We start from the raw sequence: 24901 nt of genomic DNA, 5'->3' as shown, positions 1-24901 counted from the left end.
TTGGATTGGTGGCTGGTTCGATCTACGGTCTGGCGGCCGTCGGTCTCGTTCTCACCTACAAGACCTCCGGGGTGTTCAACCTCGGGCACGGCGCGCTGGCTGCTCTCGCCGCCTACTCGTTCTATGTGCTCAACGTTCAGCTCGACCTGGCGTGGCCGGTCGCGGCGGCCGTCACCGTCTGCGTCATCGGACCCGCGGTCGGGATGCTCCTGGAGTTTCTCGCCCGAAAACTGCAGGGCGCCACGCTGCCGCTCCAAATTGCCGGCGTCGTCGGCATCCTGCTGGTCGTCCAGGCGGGGACCCTGCTGATCTTCGGTGCGCAGGAGGTGCGCCGGGTTCCGTCGTTCCTGCCGAAGGGCCGCATCGAGGTGGGCGGCACCTTCATCCAGTACGACGACGTCCTGACCTTCGCGATCGCTGTGCTGGCGACGGCGGGGCTGTGGGCGTTTCTCCGATGGACCCGGACCGGGATCGCCATGAAGGCGGTGGTGCAGAACCCTGACCTGCTCGAGCTTGTCGGGCACAGCGCAACTCGGGTGCGCCGGTGGGCGTGGATTCTCGGCACCGTGATGGCGTCCCTGTCCGGTGTTCTCCTCGCACCGATCATGCCTTTGGATCCGGTCCAGCTGACCTTGCTGGTTGTCGCAGCCTATGCGGCCGCGGCGATCGGAACCTTCAGCAACCTTCCGGGAACGTTCGCCGGCGGTCTGGTGGTCGGTGTGCTCGCCGCCCTGTCGACCCGATGGCTGACGAACGGCATCCTCGCCTCGCTCCCGGCGGCGCTTCCCTTCGCCATCCTGTTCGTCGTTCTGCTTTTCTTCCCGAAGAGGTACCTCGCCGACAAGACCGCGGTTCGCGTGCATCCCCGGCCGACGTGGAGGGCCCCGTTACGGCTCCAAACCACCGGCGGCGCCCTGGTCGTAGCGTTCCTGGTGACCGTTCCGCTCTTCGCCGGAATCCATCTGGTCGACTGGACGGTCGCGGTGGCAATGATCCTGGTCTTCGGGTCGCTGTCGCTGCTGGTGCATACGTCCGGTCAGGTATCTCTCGCGCAGATCGGGTTCATGGCGATCGGTGCCGCGTCGTTCTCGCACCTGTTGCAAAGCACCGGGATGTCGTGGCTCCTCGCGCTGTTGCTCGCCGGTGCGGTCGCCGTGCCGATCGGTGCGGTGCTGGCGGTACCGGCGATCCGTCTCGGTGGGCTGTATCTGGCGATCGCGACGTTCGGGTTCGGAATCTTCCTGCAGCAGATGTTCTACACGCAGGACTTCCTGTTCGGGGCCGCGTCGTCGGGTCTCGAGGTACGCCGACCCGATGCCGTGGTCGTCGATCTCGCGTCGGACACCGGGTACTACTACCTCGTCCTGGTGATCGCGGTCGTGTCGGTGGCCGTGGTGTTTACACTCGAACGCGGCCGGCTGGGCCGACTGCTGACCTACATCAAGCAGTCGCCTCGAGCGGCGGAAGCCAACGGAGTCCCCGCGGCGGTGACGCGAGTATTGGTCTTCTGCATCGCGGCGTTCCTCGCTGCGATCGGGGGAGCGCTCGCAGCCTCCGCCCAGCAGAGCATCTCGGCCGACAGCTACGCCCCGATCATCTCGCTGACCGTGTTCGTCATCATCGTTCTGAACGGTCCGGCGGTGCCGTGGAACGCGGTCATCGCCGCGGCGGCGTACACGCTCATTCCTAGCTACTTTCCGAGCACCCAGGTGGGAACCTTCCTACAACTGCTCTTCGGGATCAGCGCGATCGCGCTCGTCATGCTGCCGCAGGCGCAGCTCCCGGTGCGGTTGACGTCTCTCGTCGACCGGTGGTGCCGTCGCGATGATCGGACCGAACCGGCATCGCGCACTGCGGCGCTCGACGTCGAGCCGGTCGAACCTGCCGCGCTGGAGGTTTCGAAGGTCAGCGTCACGTTCGGTGGCGTGAAGGCTCTCGACGGTGCCGACATCGTCTCCACTCCAGGACGAGTGACGGGTCTGATCGGCCCGAACGGGGCGGGAAAGTCGACGTTGTTCAACGCCGTGACCGGGTTGGTCGCCACCGTCGGCGGTTCGGTGTCCTTCGGGGGTGCCGATCTTCGGGGGAAGAGTCCTTCCGCCCGCGCGCGTGCGGGTATCGGCCGCACCTTCCAAACCGTCGAGCTGTTCGAGTCGATGACGGTGCGGGACAATGTGTCGGTCGGCGCCGAGGGGCGGACCGTCCGGCTCGACCCGCTCACCCACCTTCGGTCGCCGAAGTCCGAACGGGACCACATCCAGTCGGCGACCGAATCCGCACTCGCGGCCTGTGGTCTCGAGGACATCGCCGACCAGCACGTGATGAATCTTCCGACCGGCACCCGACGACTGGTCGAGGTCGCCCGTTGTCTGGCAGGCGGACACACGGTCCTGCTTCTGGACGAACCCTCGGCGGGTCTCGACCACAACGAGTCGGCACGGCTGGGCGAGCTGATCCGGCGGGTCGTCGACGAACGCGGAATCGGTGTGATCCTCGTCGAACACGATGTCTCGCTGGTGCTCGGCGTGTCCGACGACGTGTACGTCCTCGAATTCGGGCGCGTCATCTTCTCGGGATCCGCCGGCGATGCGCGCCGCTCGAGTGTCGTGCAGGCGGCGTACCTGGGAACGGGCGAGCCGGTCGACGATGCGCAGTCCGATAGGGAACTGGAGGAGATCAAATGACCACGCCGACCTTGCAGGTGACCGGACTGTCCGCGGGCTATGGGAAACTGACCGTGCTGCGGGACGCAAACGTGACCGTGGAGCCCGGTTCGGTCGTGGCTCTGCTCGGTCCGAACGGTGCCGGAAAAAGCACCTTGCTCGCTGCGATCGGTGGTTTGCTCACGCCAACTTCGGGTTCCGTTCGACTCGCGGAAACGGACATCACCGCGCACCGACCGGCAACACGGGCAGCTGCCGGAATGTGCCTGATACCCGAAGGGCGAGGAATTTTTCCGGGACTGTCCGTGCGGGAGAACCTCCTTCTTGCGGTGGACGGATCTCTCCGCGACCAGTACGCGCTGGCATTGGAAACCTTTCCCGAGATCGGCAGGCGCATGGACGCGAAGGCGGGAAGCCTGTCCGGCGGCCAGCAGCAGATGGTCGCCCTGGCACGCGCCTTCCTGCCCCGCAGTTCCGTGATCGTCCTCGACGAGGTGTCGATGGGGTTGGCGCCGCTGGTGATCGACCGGATCTTCGATGCTGTCGGTGTCCTGCGGAAGTCCGGGAAGTCCATCCTGCTCGTCGAACAGTACGTCGGCCGAGCGCTGGGCAGTGCGGATGTCGTGCATCTGATCGACCGGGGGCGGGTGTCGGGTCCGATCGATCCGTCGTCGCTCGACGAGGACGAGCTGATGAGCCGGTATCTGGGGATCGATCTCGGCTCCGGGTAGCTGGACGGTGCCGGCGAATTATTCCCCGTGATGTCACTGGAGAGATGTAACAGCGCAGAGAAATTTCACAATTGAGGAGAACGTGTGATGAGAACGATTCGTAGGCGCGCGGCGCTCGCGACAGCGCTGGGAGCGCTCGTCCTGTCCGGCTGTTCCGCCGAGCAAGAGGAGTCCCCGACACCGTCGACAGCTCTGACGAAGCCGCCGATCGTCGTCGGTACGGTGTGTGGGTGTTCGGGTGTGTCCGCACCCACCCACGGCCGTGTCGACGACGTCGCGCAGGCCTGGGCCGCGAGTGTCAACGATTCCGGTGGGATCAACGGTCATCCGGTGGAGGTCATTGTCAAGGACATCGGCCAGGAGCCGTCGAAGGCGCTCGCGGCGGTGAAGAGTCTCGTCGAGGAGGAGAAAGTCGTCGCCATCGTCGGCCCCATCACCGGAACCACCGGATCCTGGCGGCAGTACGTCGAGGAGAAACACATGCCCGTGATCGGAGGAGTGCCCTCGGATGCGACCTTCCTCGCGAGCGACGATTTCTACCTGGCGGGCTCACCTAACCCGGTGATCACGTACGGCTTGGCGAAGCTCGCCCGTGAGGAGGGCACGACCAAGTTGGGTGTCGTGTACTGCTCGGAATCACCTGTGTGCGCGGATTCGGACGCGTTGGCGGGCAAGTCGGCAGCTGATCTCGGAATCAAATACTTCTCGGTCAAGGCCGCGGCGGCCGCTCCCAACTACACCGCGGTGTGCCAGACGATGAAGAACGAGGGTGTGGACGGACTCTTCCTGGCCCACATCACCAGTGTGGATGTCCGGATCGCGGAGGACTGCCACAAGATCGGTTACGAACCCCAGTTCTACAGTTCGGCCGGCGCTGTCGGCAACGAGTACATGGAGTCGCCGGCTACCGACGGATTGCTCTTCACGCAGTCCAACGCTCCGTACTACGACCCGTCGGTCCAGGTCGTCGGAGAGGCTCGGGAGACAATCGACTCGTACTACGACGGACTGACCGACTCGGCGCAGTTCTCCGCCGTCGCATTCGATTCCTGGATCGCCGGAAAGCTTTTCGAAGCAGCAGCCGACCGGGCGGGCCTGACGTCTGATTCGACAGCCGCCGATGTCGTTCGGGGACTCGGCGAACTCGACGGTGAAACGCTCGACGGTCTGGCCCCGCCGTTGACCTTCTCGGGTACCGAGCGTTCCTACCCGACGTGCTATTACGTCGGTGAGGTCCGGGACGGGCAGTTGCAGGCTCGCGACGGCGGAAACTCGATCTGCCTCGATGACACCGATCTCGAGACGGACGTGTTCGCGGCGATAGGCTGAGCGGAAACGACTTCGCCGGGTCCCATCGGGAACCCGGCGAAGTCGGTTGTGCCGAGGTGGTTCAGGCGCCGCGGCGTTTCGTGGCCGTGAAGTCCGCCGGCTCGGGACTGGCTGTGCGCGCCCAGTAATCGGGTACCGGCCAGGGGGAGTTGGTGACCACTCGCCCGCTGGAATTGCGGTAGTAGCTGTTCACCCCGTCCATTGCGTACACCATGGCGGCGTTGGCCTCGTCGAGCTCGGCGTTGTAGCGGTCGTAGGGTTCCTGCTTGCATTCGAGGGCCGCGAGATCCTCGGTGATGAGCCGGCTGATCGACTCGACGACGTACCGCACCTGTGCTTCGGCGATGGTGATGTAGCTGCCGCCGGGCGGGTTGGTGTTGGGTCCGTACAGGAAGAACAGGTTGGGGAATCCCGGCGTGGTGATGCCGAGGTAGGCCCGTCCGTTGTCGTCCTCCCAGATGTCGCGCAGCGACGTGCCGTCGGTCCCGCGAATGTCCATCGGGTACAGAAAGCGCTGCTGCTGGAATCCGGTGCACAGGATGAGAACGTCGATGTCGCGGTGTTCGCCGCCGACGGTGACAATTCCGTCGGGGGTGAGGCGCTCGATGCCGTCGGTGAGGAGCTCGACGTTCGGCTTGCGGAGCGTGGTGAACCAGCCATTGTCGATGAGGAGCCGCTTGCCGAACGGAGGATAGTCGGGCAGGGTCTTGCGCTGCAGTTCGTCCTCACCTGCGAGCTGGCTCTTCAGATACGCGGTGAAATGGGCGCGGTAAGCGTCGTTGAGTGAGCTGACGAGCTTGCCCCTCTCCTCGCGGCGCGGGTCGACCGGTAGCGCGGCGAACGTGCGCTCCGTGTAGAGCCAGTACAAGCGGAAGCGGTACCAGCCCCGGTAGAACGGAATGTTGTCGTAGAGCCAGTGCTTGGTGGCATCCGACTGCTGGAAGTAATGCTCGTTGGGCGCGATCCACTGCGGTTGACGCTGGAGGACGGCCATGCTTTCAGCCTGGTCGGCGATCGCCACGACGAGCTGCATGGCGCTCGCGCCGCTACCGACCACCGCGACCCGCTTGCCGGCCAGATCGAGATCCTCGGGCCACTGTGCGGAATGAACGATCTCGCCGCGGAACTCCGACGTGCCGGGGAAGTCCGGGACGTGGGGCGTGCTGTGCAGGCCCGCAGCGGTCACCAACGCGGTCGCGCGGATTTCCTGTTGCGTGCCATCGGCTCCGGTAACCGACAGGATCCACAGCTGCTCGTCGGCGTCCCACGCGGCGCTGTCGACCGAATGGCCAAGCCGGATCCGTTCCGTGATTCCTGCTTCGCGGGCGACATCGGTGACGTAATCGAAGATCTCGTTGCGGCGGGCGAAATACTCGGTCCAGTTCTTCGGGCGGAACGAGAACGAGTACAGATCACTGGGGATGTCGACCCGGGCACCCGGATACCGGTTCTCCCACCAGGTGCCGCCGATGTGGCCGTTGCGTTCGAGGACGGTGTAGGGAATGCCTGCCTTTTCCAGATTGATTGCACAGGTGATACCCGACACTCCTGCACCGACGATTGCGACACCGAAGTCGGATCGCGATGTCCGGACGAGGTCACCGACGTTCTCAGGGGTGAAGGGTGCGAACCCGAGCTGTTCGGCGATCATCGGGGCGTAGACGTCGGAGATGGGTTCGCCCATGACCGTGCTCATCAAACGGGTGAGTTCCTTCCCGGTCGGAGCGGGCCGTGCGATCGGCTTGCCGTTGCACCAGTCCAGCACGGCGTCGGTGACCGCATTGTGGATCTCTGCCTGGATGGTGGGATCGAGGCCGCCGTCGTTCAGCTCCTCGAATCCCTTGGTGGCGGCGGGAACATACGGCGGAGACAGCCATTTTTCCTCGCCGGTCAACTGATAGAGGACGGGCAGCAGACAGGGGATGTTGCCTGCGGTGACTGCAGCGTGCACGGTGGCACGGTCGAGGTTCGGGTTCGGTGTGGCGGTGGGGCTCACGATTCTCCTTCCGGAGTGGGGTAGGTGGATTCAACCGATCAGAGAGCGAAGGGTGTCGATCGCAGCGAGCCGTTCGGGGTGGGTGGCTGCCATCGGCACGACGTTGAGTAGTCCGACACCCAGTTCGTCGAGCATCGCGACACGTTCCGCGATGTCGGAGGCAGGGCCGATCAGCGACGTGGCACGCACGAGTTCCTCGGGAACCGCGGCCGCGGCTTCGGCGTGGCGACCGGCCAGGAACAGGTCCTGGATCCGTGCCGCCTCGTCGGCGAATCCGTAGCGGCGAGCAAGTGTGTTGTAGAAGTTTCGTTTCCGCGAACCCATCCCGCCGATATAGAGCGCCAGTTGCGGGCGGGCACGGTCCAGCCAGGGCGCGGCGTCCTCGGCGACGGCGAACGGGAGTCGGACGATGATGTTCAGTTCACCGAGGGTGTCGTCGCGTTTGGCCTTGCCGCGCTGCAGCGCCTCGCCCCACACCTCGTTCAACTTCTCCGGGTGGAAGAAGATCGGTTCCCATCCGTGTGCGAGCTCGGCAGTCAGTTCGACCATCTTGTCACCGAGTGCGGCGATGGAGATCGGAATCTCCGGACGGACAGGATGATTGATCAACTTCAGTGGCTTGCCGAGACCCGTGCCCTGGTCCGCCGGAAGAGGAACGTTATAGTGGCGTCCCTCGTGGCGTAGTGGCTCGCGGCGCCAGACCGTGCGACAGATCTCGACCGTCTCCCGTGTCTTACCCACGGCATGGCCGAAGGGCGCGCCGTGGAATCCCTCGACCACCTGGGGCCCCGAGGCCCCGATTCCGAGTCGGAATCGCCCCTCGGATACATAGTCGAGGCCGGCGGCGGTCATGGCGAGGGTCGCCGGGGTTCTGGCGTCGAGGGCGAGAATGCCGGTGGCGAGTTCGATTCGGGATGTGCGCGCGGCAAGGTAGCCGAGTTGGCTGACCGCGTCGAAAGAGTACGCTTCGCCAAGAGTTGCGGAGTCCAGTCCGGCGCTCTCGTAATCAGCTGCTTCCGAAGCCAATTCATGGAATGGTCGACCGTGACCCAGGATGGTGCCGATGCGCATGTGCTTCCTGCCTTCCGCAACTCGCAGCACTGTGCTGCGATAGGTGTCCTCGGATGTTCGGCCGCTCGGTTCTTGTCGGACCGAAGGGCGACGTATCGCGTGTACCGAATCTAGTGTTAATGCTAACTATGGTCTCTATTCAAGGTCAATAGAGCTTGAACTGCGATTAAGAACTTTGATGTTAGTTGTGACTATATGCTCCATTGACTTGGGGCCGATAGTGGGCGGCTCGGGGGGCATCGGGCTTCGCTTCTGATGCTCGACCGTGTTCCGCTTGCCGCTCTCCGATTGTCGGCGGGGTGAGTCAACTTTCTTGAAGTTGGAGAGATGGTAAATTGTGATTGCGGAGAGTGTTCGGCTCAAAGTGACGTTTGACCTGCACTATTAGTGCTTGACATTAGTGGTAACTATGTTAGCTTACTCACACCGGAATGTTTCTCGATCAGGTTCGGGAGCGCCGTAGAGACTACGAAGACCGGTTGCGTGGGAGACAGTTGAATGTTGGGCACGCCTCCGGATGGACATCCCCACGAAAGGCATGAACATGACCGAGACGCTGACCCGAGACGCAGTTGCCGGCAGCGACAGGATGGCCGACTACCTGGAGCGCGCTCGTTCCATCGCGCCGCTGATCAGGCAGGAAGCGGAGGCCATCGAGGAGGGCCGAACGATCACCAAACCGGTCGCCGACGCGCTCGTCGAATTGGGTCTGCACGGAATGCTGATCCCCGCCGAACTCGGCGGCGGCGGCCTGCTTCCCAGCGAAGGTATGCGGGTGTTCGAGGAGGTGACGAAGTCCGATGCCTCGACGGGCTGGGCGTGGATGGCAAGCGAATGGGGCACCGCCGGCGTCGTGGGTTACCTCGATCCCGCGGTGACGAAGAAACTGATGAGCAAGGACGAGCCCTTCATCGTCGCCGGTCAGCTCCTCCCGCGGTACCCGGGCGTGCAGGTCGAGGGCGGCTACATCATCGACGGCAAGTACTCCTTCGCCAGCGGTTCCGATCACGCGACCTGGGTCGGCGCCGGGTTCTTCGTGGCGGACGAGCAGGGAAATCCGATCCTGGGTGAGAACGGTCAGCCACAGGCGCGGATCGCGCTGCTGCCCAAGGGTCAGGCCGAGTTCAAGAAGAACTGGGACGTGTGGGGGCTGGCGGGCACGGGTAGCAACGACTACACGATCTCCAAGCATTTCGTGCCCGCCGAGTACACCACTCCGACCTTCGGGGGCACTCCGACGCGCTCGGAAACGATGTACAAGCTGACGAACGAACTGGCCGGTGGCCTGCCCCATGCTCCGATCGCCCTCGGAATCGCTGCTCGTGCACTGGAACTCGTCGCGAGCATCACGGCCGGCAAGACCCGTCCCACCTACACTGTCCCCGTGGGCGACGCCGAGATCTTCCGGATCGACTTCGCGCGCAAGGAAGCCAACCTCCAGGCCGCGCGTCTCTACTGTTACGAGGTCACACGGGCGGCCGAAACTGCCGTGAACTCCGGACAGTCGGTGACGCCCGAACACATCGCCAGGGTGAGCCAGATGCTGTCCTGGGTGCACGAAGTCGCCGCCGATGTCGTGACTTTCGCCCACCGCTGGGGTGGCAGCCAGAGCATCGGCCGGACGAGCACGCTGGGCCGTTTCGTTCGCGACATGAATGTCGCGACCCAGCACCTCCTCGTCGACCCGATCATGCTCGTGAATGCCGCGGGGGTTCTGCTTCCGATCTACGCGCAGGCCGAGGCCTGACCCTCAGTTTCCGGGCTGGCCGCGCCTTCGGGCGCGGCCAGCGTTCCGGCCTGCTGTGGGCAGGTCGACGAGTGTGAGAGGTACCCGACGATGGGCCATTACAAGAGCAATCTCCGCGACGTGGAGTTCAACCTGTTCGAACTGCTCGAGCGCGACCGTGTGCTCGGGACCGGGCCGTTCGAGGAGGTGGATCTCGATACCGCGAAGATCGCGCTGCGCGAGGTCGATCGTCTCGCGCGCGAGGACCTCGCGGAGTCGTTCGAAGAGTCCGATCGCAGCCCCACCGTCTTCGATCCCGCTTCGCACACGGTCACCGTCCCACCGTCGTACGCGGCGACGTACAAGACCTGGATGGACGCCGAATGGTGGCGTCTGCGTGTGCTTCCCGAGCTGGGTGGCACCAACGCGCCGAGTTCCCTGAACTGGGCCCTCGGCGAGTTCGTTCTGGGTGCGAACCCGACCCTGTGGACGTATGTGGGGTTCCCGACGGCGACTCGCGTCGTGTGGCGTCACGGTACCGAGCGCGACAAGAAGATCGCGCAGTTCGCCGCGGAAAAACAGTGGGGCGCGACGATGATGCTCACCGAACCGGACGCGGGGTCCGATGTCGGGGCCGGTCGCACCAAAGCCGTCCCCAATGACGACGGCACCTGGAACATCGTGGGCGTCAAACGGTTCATCACCGCAGGCGAGCACGATCTGACGGACAATATCGTCCACTTGGTTCTGGCCCGGCCCACGGGTGTCGAGGGCGCCGGCGGACCGGGAACCAAGGGGCTCAGCCTGTTCCTCGTCCCCAAGTTCCATTTCGATCTCGAAACCGGTGAGCTCACCGGCGAGCGCAACGGCGTCTACGTCACCAATGTCGAGAAGAAGATGGGCGTGAAGGTCTCGGCGACCTGCGAGATGACGCTGGGTGAGAACGAGCCGGCGCGCGGTTGGCTGCTCGGGGAGGTCCACGACGGCATCGGCCAGATGTTCGACGTGATCGAAGATGCCCGGATGATGGTGGGTTCCAAAGCGATCGCGACCCTGTCGAGTGGGTATCTCAATGCGCTCGAATACGCCAAGATCCGGGTGCAGGGCGCCGACCTGACGCGTTCGTCCGACAAGGCGGCGCCCAGGGTCGCGATCACCCGGCATCCCGATGTCCGCCGGTCACTGCTCACACAGAAGTCGTTCGCCGAAGGCCTTCGGTCGCTGGTGCTGTACACCGCGTCGTGGCAGGACGAGATCGCGATCGGGCACGCCGCCGGCACCGACACCACACTCGCGGAGGCCGTCAACGATCTGCTTCTCCCGGTGGTGAAGGGATACGGCTCCGAACGCTCGTGGACGATCCTCGGAACCGAAGCGCTCCAGACCTTCGGAGGATCGGGATACCTCCAGGACTACCCGCTTGAGCAGTATGTGCGCGACGCCAAGATCGACACCGTCTACGAAGGGACGACCGCCATTCAGGCGCAGGACCTGTTCTTCCGTAAGATCGCGAGGAACAGGGGAGTGGCGTTCGGGCACCTCTTGCGGGAGATCTCGGGGTTCGCCGACGACCCGGTCGCGGCCACGGATCTGGCGTTCGAACGAGATCTTCTCGTCGACGCAACCGGGAGTGTCGAGGCGATCGTCGTGAAGATGACGGCCGACCTCGTCCAGACCGACCCGAATGTCCCGGGTGGTGACGAGAAGAACGTCTACAAGGTCGGGCTCAACGCGACCCGGCTGCTCTACGTGCTCGGCGACATCCTTGTCGCATGGCTGCTGTTGCGGAGTGCCGCGATCGCTTTCCGGGCGCTCGCCCTGGACCTTCCGGCGGCCGATCGATCCTTCTACGAGGGGAAGGTTGCGGCGGCGCGGTTCTTCGCTCGCAACGTTCTGCCGCTCGTCGTAGCCGAGGGACGCATCGCAGGCGCCGTCGACGATTCCGTGATGGGCCTGGACGAAGCGGCCTTCTGACGACAACAGCGTCCCGACAACGAGATGTGCGCCCGATCGAATCGATCGGGCGCACATCTCGTGTGTGGCGCGCGCTACGCGGATCCGGTCGGTAACTCGGACGTGTGCTGCTCCCGGTACGGGGCCTTCAACCGGCGCTTGAACAACTTGCCGGTGTCCTCCCGCGGCAGGGTCTCCTCGAACACCACAACCTTGGGCACCTTGTACCGCGCGAGGTGGCAGGCGACGTGCGCGCGGATGTCGTCCTCACCGAGCGGGGCGCCCACGTCCAATTGGACGTGGGCGGCAACGGCCTCGCCGAACTCCGGATCGGGGATGCCGAACACGGCGACGTCGGCGACCCCGTCGAGACCGAGAAGGGTCGACTCGATCTCGGCCGGATAAATGTTGACCCCGCCGGAGGTGATCATGTCATTGCGGCGATCGCTGAGATACAAGAATCCGTCCGCGTCGAGGTATCCGATATCGCCGACGGTGACGTACCCGTCCTTCTCAATGGTGCGGCGCTTGGCGTCGTCACCGAGGTAGGTGAAGTCGGGCCACGCCGAGGACGGCAGCAGGTAGACGTCGGCGGCGATGATCCGCACGGCGGCATCGCTGACGGGCCTGCCCACCGTGCCCGGATGGGCCATTCCGTGCTCGAACAGATGACGGCAGCGCCGGATTCGGAACCGCCGTAGTACTCGTGGACGATCGTGCCGAACCAGTCGATGATCGCGCGTTTGACATCGGGCGGGCACGGCGCCGCCGCATGCACGGCGGAGGTCAGCGACGACAAGTCGTACCGCTCCCGAACAGTTACCGGCAGCTTCAGTAGGCGAACGAACATCGTCGGAACGGCCTGGACGTGCTCGATCCGGTGTTGCTCGATCACGCGGAGGAGTTCCTCCGGATCGAAGCGCGGCATGATCTCCACATCCATGCCCAGTGCGAACGCGAATTGGAACTGCGTGTTCGGCGCGGTGTGGTACATCGGTGCGGCGACGAGAGTCGAACGAGCACTGCCGAACGCGAACGCCGCGATCACGACCTCATGCAGCGCGCCGACGTCCTGGGCCGGTGTCGGGGTGCGCAGGATCCCTTTGGGGAGGTCGGTGGTGCCGGAGGTGTAGATGACGCTCATCGGCGGGTCGGTGATCCCGGTGGTGTGCGGCTCGTGGACACGAAGTAGTTCGGCGAGGTCCGGATACCGTCCCGAGGGAGCCGGTCGGTCGAAGCCGTATGCGTCCGCCACCACCTGCGGCGGCTGTACCTCGACGATCGTGCTGCCCAGCGGCAGAACCGCTTCCACCTTCGTGAGCAGATCGGTATGCACCAGCACCACTGTGGCGGCACTGTCGGTAAGCACGTGACCGAGGTCGTCGGCATACCCGTGCCAGTTCGCAGGGACGGGAACCGCGCCGATCGCGGCGCCGGCGAGGGCGGCCTCGACGAACCCGATCTCGTTTCGCATCACGAGCGCGTATCGGTCGCCGTGGCCCACGCCGAGCGCGGCGAATGCCGAGGCCAGTCGTGTGGCCCGCTCACGCACCTCTGTGTGAGTGCGAACATCGGTGCCGCATCGGATGACTGCGTCGGCGATCATCGGCGGTTCCCGTCCGTGTCGCGCACGATGCAGAGGGCGTCGACCGCGACCAGACCGTCCTGCGTGACCAGGAGCGGGTTTACGTCGAGTGAGTCGATCCAGCCGTGGCACGCGGCCGCCAGGTGTCCGAAGCCGACCAGGAGTTCTGCGAGTTGCGCCAAATGCCAGGGCTCGGATCCGCGGTAACCGTGCATGAGACGCAGATCGCGGAACTCGTCGATGAGCGCTGCGGCATCGGTTCGAGTCAACGGTGCCGGACGGCCGCCGACTCGTTCCAGTATTTCGACCAGGATGCCCCCGATGCCCAATACCACCATCGGGCCGAGCTCGCTGCCGCCTTCGATGCCGACCAGCAGTTCACCTCTCGCGGCCGTCATCGGTTGAACGGCGACGGTCTCGGGGAGTCCGTGCTGCTGCGCGATGGCGCGCATGTCGGCCACGGCACGTTCGAGATCGTCCCGGCCGACATTCAGCGCGACCGCTCCCAGCTCCGTTCGGTGCGGCACATCTGCGAGTTTCACCGCATACGGACCCGTGAAGCCCGGCGTGACCTGCGCGCCGGCATCGACGGTGCAATACGGTGCCGTTGGTATGCCGAACTGTTCGAGCAGCGCCATAGCCTGTGTGAACGGCAGAAAACGACGGCCGTCACCGGCGTCGGGGAACGGCCCGCTCGGGCGCGGGACGGCCGCAACGGCGTCGGCTCGAGGGCATGCTGCCTCGCGGTCGCGAACGAAGGTTCCCATCGTCTGCAGTCCGCGCAGGGTCCCGCGGAGTCCGTAACCGAGCGCGACACTCTCGTCGGTGCCGATGACTTCCTGCGCATAGGAGCCGACCGGCCCGGCGCCGGCCGCGATCGCGACCGGCTTACCGAACCGCCGTGCGGCTGTGGCGACGTCGTCGATGAGGCGGCGGTAGATGGGGGAGTCGTCGCCCTCGCCCCACATGTTGACGAACACGACAGCGTCGAGTTCGGGTGATCCGACGTACCGGTCGACGATGTCCGTCCAGAACGTCGCGCCGAATCCCGTGGTGTCGAGAGGATTGGGGACGGTGATGCCCGGAATTGTCGAGCGCACCCACTCGGCGAGGTCGTCGAGCGGCGGGAGGGCGAGACCTTCCGCTTCGGCGAGGTCGTATGCCAGGGAAGCGAACCCGCCGGTCCCGGCGACGACGCCCAGGCGTTCGACCGTGTTCCACTTCGCGGGGTCGAGTTGACCGACGAGCGACAGCCGATCCACCAGTTCCTCGAGATCGTAGGCGAGCTGAATCCCCGCGTGGCGGAACGCCACATCGTAGGCCCATGCGTTCCCGGCCAGCGCTCCCGTGTGTGAGGCCGCCATCTGCTGGGTCCGGCTGTTGCGTGCGAGCTTGAGCGCCACGATCGGCTTCCCGGCGGCGATGCATCGCCGGGCCGCGCGCAGGAACTCCTCGGGTCGGCGAATTCCCTCGATGACGAGGCCTACAGCGGCGGTCTCCGGGTCGGAGGCCAGGAAATCCACATAGTCGGCCATGTCGGTGGTGACTTCGTTTCCTGCCGAGAGGAGTCTCGAGATGCCCATGCCGGTTCGGGCGCGGCTGGCGATGGCAATGCCGCCGATCATCGCGCCGCTGTGCGAGACGATCGACACTGCGCCGGCAGGGGGCCGGTAGTCGGCCGATGCGGTCAGGTTGAGGCTTCGGGGAACGCTTATGTATCCGAGGCTGTTCGGCCCGATCACGGCCATCCCGCCGCGTTTCGCCGCGGCACCGAGCCGCCGCTGGAGGTCTTCCCCGTCGGCGCCCACTTCGGAGAAGCCGGCAGCATAGATGACGAGTCCTCCGCAGTCGAGCGATGCGCATTCCTCGGCCAGGACGACCGTCCGCTCTGCAGACATCACGGACAAGACCGCATCGATCGGCTCCGGAACATCCGAGATGGAGCGATAGGTCGGTACCCCGAGAACGGTGGCGGCCGTGGGGTGGACGAAGAACACTGTCGCATCGCTGTCGAGGGTCGGGCGGATGAAGGGCGCCACCGGGGACTTGTCGCTCAATCCGACGACCGCGATAGTCGCCGGGTTCAGCACGCGTTCGAGGGGTGTTGCTGGGCGAACGTCGGATTCCATTGTGCAGGAGGAACCGTCGTCCGAGATGAGGGTCATGATTGTCGACCTCCGGTCGAGAGTGGGGATGTCTTTTCGAGTGTCCGGTCGTTGCGGGCCGGACGGGGATGCACGGCCGGACCGGAATCAGGCCGACGGGAACCGCAGCAACCGCCGGATGTGTACCGGCGGTGATTTGCGGCACGGCCCGGTGTATGCGAGCCGTTCCGTTGTCTGTTGAAATCTATCCCGTGAACACCCGTTATGGCCAGTTCTGGGCTACATCGAAACAGGTCCTGCGAAAAGGCTTCCAAAGTTAGTGGTAACTATGTAACATCGCTCACAACCCGATCGTGGTCGGTCGGGATTCGAACTCTATTTCGGAGGACTCATGGCCAGGACCGAAGCGCTCGCGCGTGTGGAGAAGATGTACGTGGAAGGCTTCCCCGACCCGGCGACGGCAACGGTGGACGATCTACGCAACGCGTATGACCGACTGTTTCTGCAGTTCCCTCTCCCCGACGGTGTCGAGTCGGTCGAAGGCGAGGTCGGCGGCGTTCCGGTCCTGTACATCGCGGCCGACGGGGCCGCGAAGGACAAGGCGCTCGTCTGGTTCCACGGCGGCGGTTACATCATGGGTAGCGCGCGGGGCTTCCAGGAACTCGGACACACCCTGTCACGTGCCTCCGGTGTGACCGTCGTCCTGCCCGACTACCGGCGTGCGCCGGAGCACCCGTTCCCGGCCGCCGCCGAAGACGGTGCGGCCGTGCTGTCCGCGCTCGTCTCGGAGTACGGCGCCGGCAACGTGGTAGTCGGCGGCGACTCGGCCGGCGGTGGTCTGGGGCTTTCTGCTCTCACCACCGTGCGCGACAACGGCGGCTCACTGCCCGCAGCAGCGGTCTTCATTTCACCGCTCCTCGATCTCACGGCCAGCGGTGACAGCGTCGACGAGTTCGACGGCAAGGACATCGCGGTCTCGCGTGGATCGATCGGTAACGTCGGTGATGCCTATCTACAGGGCCATGACCCGAAGGATCCGCTGGCATCACCGCTCTTCGCCGACCTGCGCGACATTCCGCCCGCGCTCTTCCTGGTCGGTTCCGGCGAGGTCCTCCTCGACGACTCGCGCCGGGCGGCCGCCGCGATCGTCGAGGCCGGCGGGTCGGCAAGTGTGTCGCCGTACGACGACATGGTCCATGTGTGGCCGCTGTTCTCGTCGATCCTGCCGGAGGGCATTCAGGCCGCAGACGAGGCCGGATCGTTCATCCGCAAGAACGTCGGACTCTGACGTCCTGACGAGCCCCACAGACACGCGGGCGCCGCACCGGCGGTGCGGCGCCCGCGTTCCAGCCCCTCCACCGGGCATCACCACGTACGAAAGGCATCCGACATGCCCCAGAAACTCGACGAACTGGCGACGCGGTTCTGCGACGCGATGGCCGCAGTATGCACCCCCGTCGCCGTCGTGACCGCGATGGACGGTGAACGTCCCCACGGCACGACCGTGAGTGCCTTCGCGTCGCTGTCGATGTCGCCACCCTCGGTACTGGTCTCCCTGGATCGGGGATCGGATCTGCTGGCACTGGCCCTCGAATCGGGACGCTTCGGGATGAACGTCCTCGGCAGCGGGCAGTCGGAGCTCGCCGCGCAGTTCGCGCGCAAGGGCCCGAACAAGTTCCAGGACGTGCCGTGGCGAGTCGACGGAGGACTGCCGCGCATCGCCGATGTCCCCCACTGGATCGCCGCGGAGGTGATGGAAACCCTCGACGTGGCCGACCACACGGTCGTGTTCGGCCGCGTGGTGGACATCGTGAGCGAAACGATTCCGCCCCTGACGTATCACGGCAGGGTCTTCGGCACCCATACGGCGTTCACCCCGATGCACACGACCGCCGGCGGGACGCACCGATGACGAACACCGAATCGCGGCACACGACGGTCGATGCCGACGACGCGCTCGCGCGTGTCCGCGACTCCTTCGCCGCGGTGTTCGGCAACGGCAGGCTCTCGCTCGACCAGCTCCGGCGCAACCTCGACGCAATGATGCTCGAGTCCACGCTCGCCGAAGATGTTTCGGTCGAGGACATCGTCGTCGGTGGAGTCCAGGCCTTGCGCGTCGCGGCCGGACTCGCGATCGACGACAACGTCCTCGTGTGGTTCCACGGCGGTGGTTACGTCATGGGCAGTCCGCACGGCTACCGCCACGCCGCTGCAGCATTGTCGCGGGCACTGGGGTCCGTGGTCGTCCTACCTGACTACCGGCTCGCTCCGGAACATCCGTTCCCCGCAGCGCTCGAGGACGCGGCCGCCGTGGTGGACGCCCTGGTCGCCGCGTACGGACCCGAGCACACAGCCGTCGGCGGTGATTCTGCCGGCGGTGGTCTGACGGTGTCCGTCCTGGTCGACGCCCGGGACCGCGGCGCCACATTGCCCGCGGTCGCCGCGGTGGTGTCTCCGCTCGCCGATTTCACGGCATCCGGGACGAGCGTCGCCACCAACAGCGACACCGACCCGGTCATCACGGAGCGCTCCCTCGGCATGTTGGCGGCGACGTACCTCGGCGACCACGACCGCGACCATCCCCTTGCATCCCCGGTCTTCGCGGACCTCACCGGATTGCCTCCGATCCTGTTACTGGCCAGCGACAGCGAGATCCTGCTCGACGACGCGGTGCGAATCCACGACGCGGTGCAAGCCGGGGGTGGCACGAGCACACTGTCCGTGTATCCGGACACCTGCCACGCGTGGACTCTCTTCACGGAATTCCTCCATCGAGCACGCGACGGCGTCGCCGAGATCACCGATTTTCTCGAGAAGGTTCTGCCATGACTGTGAGTATCGTCGACGACAATTCGGTGCGGCACATCCTGATCGATCGTCCCGACCGCATGAACGCCGTCGACAAGGAGACCCTGCACAGGCTGTCCGACGCCGTCGAGAGCGCCGGTCAGGATCCCGCGGTGCGCGTGATCGTGCTGTCGGGGACGGGCCGGGCCTTCTGCGCCGGTGGTGATCTCGATGTCGAGGATCCGCTGTCGGTCGAGAACACGGCCGATACCTCCGACGCCGCGTCCCGGTGCATCGCCGCGATCACGCGCGCACCGCGTCCTGTCGTCGCGGCGGTTCGCGGACCGGCTGTGGGGGTAGGGGTTTCGCTCGCGCTCGCCGCCGATCTCACCGTCATCCGGTCCGACGCCTACTTCTCGATGCCGTTCACTTCGATCGGCTTGATGCCTGACGGTGGCGCCACGGCACTGGTCGCGGCATCGGTCGGTCGGGCGATGTCGATGCGAATGTCACTGCTCGGAGAGCGCCTGAGCGCGTCCGACGCCGAGCGCGCCGGTCTGGTGGCCGCGGCGCACGAGCCGGAGGTGTTCGAGCCGGAACTCGAGAAGTTGACGGCACGACTGAGCGGAATCTCGTTCGACTCACTCATCGAAACGAAACGCGCGATCAACGATGCGAGCCTGAGCGAACTCGACAACGCGTTCGCCCGCGAGCGTGACGGACAGATTCGGCTGACGACCACGGACAGCTTCCGTGATGCGGTCACCGTCTTCGCGGCCAAGCGAGGCAGGACCGGAACCGAAGTGCGAACAAGGAGCGGAAATGTCGATCGCTGAGATCCGTTACATGTCCCCGTTCGATGCGCGGAACACCGCGCATGCTCGTTTCGATCGGACGGCGGCCGATATCGCCCGCGGGAAGACGATCGTCCTCTTCGATCCGGCGTGCGGAGAATCGAATCTCGTCGTCGCCGCCGAGCACGCGACCACCGAATCTGTGGCGTTCATGATTCGGCACACCTCTGGATTCGTGAAAGTAGCGGTACCGGAGGAGGATTGCGTGCGACTGCAGTTGCCCCAGATGTGGCAGCTTGTCCAATCGGCGGAAAGTTCCATCCCGTCGGTGACCGTGGATGCTGTGGAAGGTATCGGTACCGGAATTTCTGCAGCCGACCGGGCTCACACGATCAGGACCATCGCAGATCCGCGCACTGATTCATCTGCGCTGTCCAGGCCGGGGCATGTGGCACCGCTCATCGCACGAGGCGCGGGGTCGGGGATGGCCGAATCGGTGGTGCGGTTAATGCGGTCCGCCGGCGTGCGGCCGATGGGTGCCCTCTGTGAACTGGTCTCCCCGGTTGATGCGACGAGGATGGCGAACAAGGAGGAGAGCCTCGGCTTCGCGAGCGATCACGCGTTGACCTTTCTCTCGGTGTTCGACGTGGCGATGTGCATGCCTGTAGTGCCGAAGTTCGAGCCGATGGTCCGGCTGCCTTAGCTTTGAGGAGTTCTCGTGTCTTTCGTTGTCACACAGCCATGCTGCAACGACGCCACCTGCGTCGCGGTGTGTCCTGTCAATTGCATCCGCCCTACCCCGGACGATCCGGCGTTTCGCACCACCGAGATGCTGTACATCGATCCGCAGACCTGCATCGATTGCGGCGCATGTATGGAAGCGTGTCCTGTCGAGGCGATATACCCCGACGACGAGCTCCCGGACGACCAGACGCGGTACCGCGACATTAATGCTGAGTATTTCCGTTACCACCCGCTCGACTCCGCACTCCCCGCGCCAGACCGGCAGCATCCGGTGAAGGTGCGGAAGCCGGACGTGCCTTTGCGGGTGGCCGTAGTGGGCTCCGGGCCGGCCGGCATATATGCGGCGGCAGAGTTGATGGGGAGAATGCCGAGTGGCAGCGTCGAAATCGAGATGTTCGACCGGCTCCCGACGCCATGGGGTCTGGTGCGTGCTGGTGTCGCCCCCGATCACCTCGCGACGAAAACGATCACCGAGTTGTTCCGCAAGGTCGCAGCGAAGCCCGGGTTCCGATTCCACCTCAACGTCGAGATCGGCCGACACCTCACCCACCATGAACTGCTCGATCACCACCATGCCGTCGTCTATGCCGTCGGCGCACTCGACGACCGCAACCTCGACATTCCCGGAACCGAGCTTCCGGGTAGTGCAGCAGCCACCGAGTTCGTGGCTTGGTACAACGGCCACCCGGACTACGCACACCGGACATTCGACCTCGGTTGTGCGCGTGCGGTGATCGTCGGAAACGGGAATGTCGCACTCGATGTGGCCCGACTGCTCGTGACGGACCCGGACGATCTCGTTCGAACAGATATGGCAGAGCATGCAGTGGACGTGCTGCGCAAGAGCAATATTCGAGAGGTCGTCGTGCTTGGCAGGAGGGGCTCAGGTCACGCCGCCTACACGACCCCCGAGCTACTCGCGCTCGGCCGGATACGGAACGTCGACGTAGTGGTCGACCGGACCGAACTCGATCTCGGTGAAACGACCGAATCGACACACTCCTTCTCGACGGATCTCAAGACCCGTATCGCACGAGAATTCGCGAATTCCGCCCCGAATCCAGCGCACAAGCGCATCGTCCTGCGCTACCTGGCTTCACCGACCCGAATCCTTGGTCACGAACGAGTCGAAGGCGTGGAGATCGTCCGTAACGAGTTGGTGAGAAACGACCACGGTACCTTCGAAGCCCGAGCGACCGACGACCGAGAGATCCTCGAAACCGGGCTCGTTTTGCGGTCGATCGGCTTCCGCGGCAGGGCTGTGCCGGAGGTACCGTTCGACAACCGATTGGGAACAATCCCCAACGTCGACGGTAGGGTCATCGATCCGGATACCAACAGCCCGCTTACGGGGGTATACACCACCGGTTGGGTCAAGCGTGGACCCTCAGGGGTGATCGGCACGAACAAGCACTGCGCCCACAACACCGTGACGTCGTTGATCGACGACGTAGTCGCGGGACGGCTGCCGCAGCCGAAACTCGCCGGCGACCGAGAAGCTCTCACGGCGCTGGTCCGGGAGCGCCAACCCGAGGTCGTCGACCGAAAAGGCTGGCTGGCGATCGACGCGGAGGAACGCTCGCGGGGACGTGAACAGGGTCGCCCGCGTATGAAGTTCACCGATATCAACGACATGCTCGATGCCGCACGCACGGCGACACAACAAACGATATAAGGAGCGCCCACAGGTAGCTCGACCAACCATCCGATCATAGGTCCGTGGTGCTGCCCCGGGCGGAGGAGAATGGGTTCCGGCCGGTGGGTATTCGGTTCGTCGAGGAGGTGATTGCCGGTGAGCTCTCATGACTCGCTGCGGCTCGGGTGGCGGAGCAGATGGGTGTCGATGCCGAGACCGCGGATCCTGCCACCCTTGCCTATCTGGACGAGGTGACGAGCGTGGCGGAGGCGGGGTATGTGCGGTCCCTTCTCGCCCTCGCGAGGTACCGCCCGTTGGTCGGATGAGGCCAGAGTCGTTGGCGACGGGAACGAAAGAACTGCACAGGGGGTGGCCGACGCACGCCGAGGGCCGGTCACCTTGTCTTCCTGCGTGGTGATAACCGGTGTGTGTCGGGGTTGATCAGTCGTGGGGTGGTCGTCGACCCAGTAGGTGAGGGTGTACCGGCTGATGCCGGGTTTCCCGGTGGTAAGGGTCGTTTGGAGGGGCAGGTCGGAGAAGGTGTGGATGCCCTGGGATCGCAGCGATGCGGCGGCCCTCGCCTCCGCCTCGTCGGGAGCCGTGCCGGTCGGCAGCTCCAGTGACATTCGTTCGATTCCCACCGGGAACGCGGTAAGGCAGCGGAATGAGCCCACCTCCCGTGACGCTAGCCAGGGGGACCGTGCACCCACCTCCGGCCGCCATGAAAGAAATCGACGCGCGGCCATGAGCCCGGCGCTGACCACCGCGCGGGGCGTCCCCCAAATACGACGGCTTCCTCACGGACACAGGAGTTCGCCCATGATCGTGCGACTCCCCGCGGGATCGGGAGCGAAGAGGTGGCTGAGGGGTTCCACGACGTCGGCGCACGCCGCTGCAAGTGCTCGAAATGAGCGGAGCCGCGACAGGGCAACGGTGAACGCGAGCGGGGCCGGAAAAGGCGACGGCGGTGGCGGCGCGAATAGGCGCGGGCAGGAGGTGTGACCGCGAGAGATGTTGTGGCACAGCCAAGCGCAGCCCCCGTCAACGATGAAGATCAGCTGGCAGGGGCGCTACACGGACAACCCGCACGTGATGACGAGCGGCGCATTTGAAGATCTTCGTGAGCGGCAGTATCGAAGTTCAGTGAGTGTGATTCACACCATCGAACAATTTCGGCGGCTCGGCCTCGGGTCTCGGATGGCCGCGTGAGGTGGTGATCGACGCCGAGTCTGAGCGGGCACGGAGGTGGTCGGCCGACCCGACTGCGACCAGTGGAACTATCCTGACACGAATGGTACGCGGTACACTGTTGGCACAGGCGGAGGTGGTGAACATGCTCCTAGACCGAGATCGCGCACGCGACTCGATCCATGCCTTGTCGGACCCGGACCTGGTCGAGCTCCTGGTCGAGGAGTTCTCCCGTCGCCCGGCCCTGCGCCCGGTACGCGACGATGTGACGGCGCTGCTGTCGATGAGCCCGGCGCTGGCACGTCAGCAGGAACGGGCGGTCGCCAACCCCGCCGCCGCGGCGGTGGCCCGTACCCGGATCGTCGCGTCCGCGCTGAACGCGATCGTCGACCAGCACGAGATGCTCGACTCCACCGCGGTCAGCCGTGTCCTGGGTAAGGCGGCAACCAGTCGGAACACCGCCAGCCGCCTGGCGGCGGCCGGCACGGTGATCGCGCTGCCGGTCTCGGGGCACAAGCTCTATCCCGCTTTCCAGTTCGACGCCGAACGCCGGCAGGTCCGCCCGATCGTCGCCGAGATCAACCGGGACCTCGGCGCGAAGGACGACCCGTGGGGTGTGGCGTCCTGGTGGCTGAACCCGACCGACTTCGCCGACGACCCGCGATCACCGGCCGCTCTCGCCGCCGACGGCGGACACGAGCAGGATCTGCGGGACCTGGCCGACGACGTGACGCAGGACTGAAACGACAGTGACCTACCCGGATCCACCCACACCGTTGCCTGCTTCCCTGATCACCACCATCGCTGCCGATACCTCGCTGTGGCGCATCTACAGCGCCACCCGCGGCGCCGCCGAGTCGAATCCCACCGCCCGGCCCCGGGCCCGGGTCGGGGGCCGGTTCGACAGTCTCGACGGCTCCTACGCCTACCCGTACCTCGGTGACAGTCCGGCAGCGGCGGTCGCCGAGACGCTCTGCCGCAACCTGCCGGTCGACCAGTCCCCGCGGCTGATCCCGCGGGCGAAGATCGCCGGCCGGGTTCTGAGTGAACTGCGGACCACCCGCACGGTCCGGGTGGTGGATCTGACCGGGACCGGGGCGTCCCGGATCAACGCGGGCGCCTGGCTGTCCAAGTGCGACCCCTCCGGGTATCTGCACACCCGCCGGTGGGTCGCCGCGATCCTCGCCGCGAACCCCGATGTCGATGGCGTGCAGTACCGGCCACGGCACGACGAGAACACCCTCGCCTGGATGGTGGCCGATGATCCGGCCGCCCACACTCACCCCGCGGTTACCGCCGTCGGAGGGGTGATCGCGCTCGACTCCGCCGACGGGCACTACCTGTTGGGTGCGATTCTCACCGCGCACAACGCGGCCCTCGGGCCCTGATCCGGCCGGTGCAGGCAGCAGAGCGGAACGCCGGTGTCGTGCCACCGACCCGGAGCAACCTCGGCGGCGGCAGCCGGAGCTGCTATCCCGGGCGAGGTGGTGGGGAGCTGCCGGGCCGCTTGGGGGAGGGCACTCACGCACTCGCCGGCCGCGTCGTCGACCCCTCGGGTATTCGAGTCAGTGCATGGAAACAAGAACTATGGCGCCTGTCACCACGACGGCAGCGAGTTCGATGGCACCGAGAATCAGTGCGGCAACGGCGATACCGGAGCCGGTTTCATAGTCCCGTCCGCCGGTCTCGACGTATCCGATCGCGCCGAACACCAGGGCTGGAATGAACAAGCCGGTCAGGGCGCAGAACAGCGCGACGATCGCGCACACGTTGGTGCGCTCGACCGTGTCGATGCCGAGATTCGTTTCGTCGACTGCGACCACCGGACAGGCTCCTTATATTGTTGTGCTTGGGTGTGGCCCGGGGAGTGGTTCCGGCACAGACGGTGCCGGCACCGTGCGTTGTCAGGGGCCGGGTGCCCAGGTGTCGGTCTCGGTGTGGCCGTCGCTGACGCAGAACAGGTCTTGTCCTTCGGGGGAGATGGCGATCCCGGTGGCGGCGGGGTTGCAGCTCTCGCCTTGCGCGGCGTCGCCGATGATCGGCACGGACCTCACCCAGTGTGGGCGGGTGGATCCGGCGTAGGTGCATTTGAGGAAGGTGCCGTCGGCGGAGGTGGCGTGGTTGTCGACGTCCGGGTCGCAGTCGCCGTTGACCATGGGGGAGGTGGCCGGCGCGGGCTCGTCGACGCTGGTGGTGGCCTCGGGTTCGGGTTCGGTGGTGGTTGCCGTGGCCGGGGGAACGAGGGCGGGTGGGACCGGGGGCGTCGGCGTAAGGGTCGGGGCCTGCGCAGAGGGGAGGGAATAACTGGTGACCGGTGACGAGTCCGGGACCGCGTCCGAGAGGGAGGATCCGGCCGAGTACAGGATCGTCCCGGCGGCAAGTGCCTCCAGGATCCCCAGGATGAGTGCCGCGACCGCGATGGCCCGTCCGGCTGGTCGCCAGAACGCGAGAATGCTGAAGACGATCGCCACGGGGAACAGCCCGAGCAGCGCGGCGACGAGAGCGATCACCGCGTACGGGTTGATCGGAGCATGGTTCGGCGACGGTGTCGTCGCCGCCTTGGATAGGTCGATGGTCATCGGCCACCGATCCG

The 24901-nt window shown here is 65.5% G+C and carries 21 protein-coding genes; 14 read left to right on the top strand and 7 right to left on the bottom strand.

Annotated features, from left to right (window positions below; translation table 11 throughout):
- Positions 1 to 8: 8 nt before the first annotated feature.
- The 3 genes from FND50_RS21100 to FND50_RS21090 all read left to right on the top strand — a co-directional run bounded on the left by FND50_RS21100 (position 9) and on the right by FND50_RS21090 (position 4723).
- On the top strand, positions 9 to 2684 hold the full coding sequence (locus tag FND50_RS21100; protein ID WP_186301111.1) for an ABC transporter permease subunit: 2676 nt from the start codon (positions 9 to 11) through the stop codon (positions 2682 to 2684).
- The gene (locus FND50_RS21095) at positions 2681 to 3394 is read left to right on the top strand and encodes an ABC transporter ATP-binding protein (protein ID WP_144286975.1); all 714 of its coding nucleotides are present in this window, start codon (positions 2681 to 2683) and stop codon (positions 3392 to 3394) included. The genes FND50_RS21100 and FND50_RS21095 overlap by 4 nt, the downstream gene beginning before the upstream one ends.
- Positions 3395 to 3481: 87 nt before the next feature.
- Complete coding sequence (locus tag FND50_RS21090) at positions 3482 to 4723, top strand: ABC transporter substrate-binding protein (RefSeq protein WP_144286974.1); 1242 nt, start codon at positions 3482 to 3484, stop codon at positions 4721 to 4723.
- Between the two features lie 61 nt (positions 4724 to 4784).
- Here the strand turns inward: FND50_RS21090 and FND50_RS21085 are convergent, their stop codons facing one another.
- Positions 4785 to 6719 (bottom strand): NAD(P)/FAD-dependent oxidoreductase, encoded by a 1935-nt coding sequence (locus FND50_RS21085; protein ID WP_144286973.1) that lies wholly within the window; start codon positions 6717 to 6719, stop codon positions 4785 to 4787.
- Between the two features lie 30 nt (positions 6720 to 6749).
- Positions 6750 to 7790, bottom strand: coding sequence for an LLM class F420-dependent oxidoreductase (locus FND50_RS21080; protein ID WP_144286972.1), 1041 nt, complete (start codon positions 7788 to 7790; stop codon positions 6750 to 6752).
- A 544-nt stretch (positions 7791 to 8334) separates the two neighbouring features.
- Here FND50_RS21080 and FND50_RS21075 point away from each other — a divergent pair.
- Together FND50_RS21075 and FND50_RS21070 are read left to right on the top strand one after the other, a co-directional pair.
- Positions 8335 to 9537 carry an acyl-CoA dehydrogenase family protein gene (locus FND50_RS21075; protein ID WP_260850586.1) on the top strand — a complete coding sequence of 401 codons (1203 nt, stop codon included), beginning with the start codon at positions 8335 to 8337 and terminating at the stop codon, positions 9535 to 9537.
- A 90-nt stretch (positions 9538 to 9627) separates the two neighbouring features.
- Complete coding sequence (locus FND50_RS21070) at positions 9628 to 11490, top strand: acyl-CoA dehydrogenase (RefSeq protein WP_144286970.1); 1863 nt, start codon at positions 9628 to 9630, stop codon at positions 11488 to 11490.
- Positions 11491 to 11564: 74 nt separating this feature from the next.
- Here FND50_RS21070 and FND50_RS36975 read toward each other — a convergent pair whose 3' ends face one another.
- Genes FND50_RS36975 through FND50_RS21060 form a run of 3 tightly spaced genes read right to left on the bottom strand, consistent with a single transcriptional unit; the run spans position 11565 to position 15219 of the window.
- Complete coding sequence (locus tag FND50_RS36975) at positions 11565 to 11900, bottom strand: AMP-binding enzyme (protein ID WP_260850585.1); 336 nt, start codon at positions 11898 to 11900, stop codon at positions 11565 to 11567.
- Positions 11897 to 13075 carry an AMP-binding protein gene (locus FND50_RS21065; RefSeq protein ID WP_260850583.1) on the bottom strand — a complete coding sequence of 393 codons (1179 nt, stop codon included), beginning with the start codon at positions 13073 to 13075 and terminating at the stop codon, positions 11897 to 11899. The genes FND50_RS36975 and FND50_RS21065 overlap by 4 nt, the downstream gene beginning before the upstream one ends.
- Positions 13072 to 15219 (bottom strand): acetate--CoA ligase family protein, encoded by a 2148-nt coding sequence (locus FND50_RS21060; RefSeq protein ID WP_144286969.1) that lies wholly within the window; start codon positions 15217 to 15219, stop codon positions 13072 to 13074. Before FND50_RS21060 ends, FND50_RS21065 begins: the two co-directional genes overlap by 4 nt.
- 331 nt (positions 15220 to 15550) lie before the next feature.
- On the opposite strand from FND50_RS21060, the gene FND50_RS21055 reads away from it, so the two are divergent.
- From FND50_RS21055 to FND50_RS21015, 9 genes are all read left to right on the top strand, one after another.
- Positions 15551 to 16447, top strand: coding sequence for an alpha/beta hydrolase fold domain-containing protein (locus FND50_RS21055; protein ID WP_144286968.1), 897 nt, complete (start codon positions 15551 to 15553; stop codon positions 16445 to 16447).
- 102 nt (positions 16448 to 16549) lie between these two features.
- Complete coding sequence (locus tag FND50_RS21050) at positions 16550 to 17071, top strand: flavin reductase family protein (protein ID WP_144286967.1); 522 nt, start codon at positions 16550 to 16552, stop codon at positions 17069 to 17071.
- Positions 17068 to 17988: an alpha/beta hydrolase gene (locus FND50_RS21045; protein ID WP_144286966.1), complete on the top strand. Its 921-nt coding sequence runs from the start codon at positions 17068 to 17070 to the stop codon at positions 17986 to 17988. Before FND50_RS21050 ends, FND50_RS21045 begins: the two co-directional genes overlap by 4 nt.
- Positions 17985 to 18782, top strand: a complete 798-nt coding sequence (locus FND50_RS21040) for an enoyl-CoA hydratase-related protein (RefSeq protein ID WP_144286965.1) — start codon at positions 17985 to 17987, stop codon at positions 18780 to 18782. The genes FND50_RS21045 and FND50_RS21040 overlap by 4 nt, the downstream gene beginning before the upstream one ends.
- Positions 18769 to 19443, top strand: a complete 675-nt coding sequence (locus FND50_RS21035; RefSeq protein WP_186301110.1) for a 3,4-dihydroxy-2-butanone-4-phosphate synthase — start codon at positions 18769 to 18771, stop codon at positions 19441 to 19443. The genes FND50_RS21040 and FND50_RS21035 overlap by 14 nt, the downstream gene beginning before the upstream one ends.
- Before the next feature lie 15 nt (positions 19444 to 19458).
- Complete coding sequence (locus tag FND50_RS21030) at positions 19459 to 21159, top strand: 4Fe-4S binding protein (RefSeq protein WP_144286963.1); 1701 nt, start codon at positions 19459 to 19461, stop codon at positions 21157 to 21159.
- A 158-nt stretch (positions 21160 to 21317) separates the two neighbouring features.
- Positions 21318 to 21446: a hypothetical protein gene (locus tag FND50_RS36970; RefSeq protein WP_260850582.1), complete on the top strand. Its 129-nt coding sequence runs from the start codon at positions 21318 to 21320 to the stop codon at positions 21444 to 21446.
- Positions 21447 to 22453: 1007 nt separating this feature from the next.
- Positions 22454 to 23050, top strand: coding sequence for a hypothetical protein (locus FND50_RS21020; RefSeq protein WP_144286962.1), 597 nt, complete (start codon positions 22454 to 22456; stop codon positions 23048 to 23050).
- 7 nt (positions 23051 to 23057) lie between these two features.
- Complete coding sequence (locus FND50_RS21015; RefSeq protein WP_144286961.1) at positions 23058 to 23696, top strand: RES family NAD+ phosphorylase; 639 nt, start codon at positions 23058 to 23060, stop codon at positions 23694 to 23696.
- A 177-nt stretch (positions 23697 to 23873) separates the two neighbouring features.
- On the opposite strand, the gene FND50_RS21010 is transcribed toward FND50_RS21015, so the two are convergent.
- Both FND50_RS21010 and FND50_RS21005 read right to left on the bottom strand, forming a co-directional pair.
- Positions 23874 to 24131 (bottom strand): hypothetical protein, encoded by a 258-nt coding sequence (locus FND50_RS21010; RefSeq protein ID WP_144286960.1) that lies wholly within the window; start codon positions 24129 to 24131, stop codon positions 23874 to 23876.
- 81 nt (positions 24132 to 24212) lie between these two features.
- A complete protein-coding gene (locus FND50_RS21005; RefSeq protein ID WP_144286959.1) occupies positions 24213 to 24887 on the bottom strand; it encodes a DUF4190 domain-containing protein in 675 nt (224 codons plus the stop codon).
- Between the last annotated feature and the right edge of the window lie 14 nt (positions 24888 to 24901).

Origin of the sequence: Rhodococcus sp. WB9 (assembly GCF_007558985.1) — a bacterium.
Lineage (GTDB): Bacteria > Actinomycetota > Actinomycetes > Mycobacteriales > Mycobacteriaceae > Rhodococcus_F > Rhodococcus_F opacus.
The sequence above is the reverse complement of the archived record's forward strand: the minus strand, read 5'-3'. Positions and strand labels throughout refer to the sequence as shown.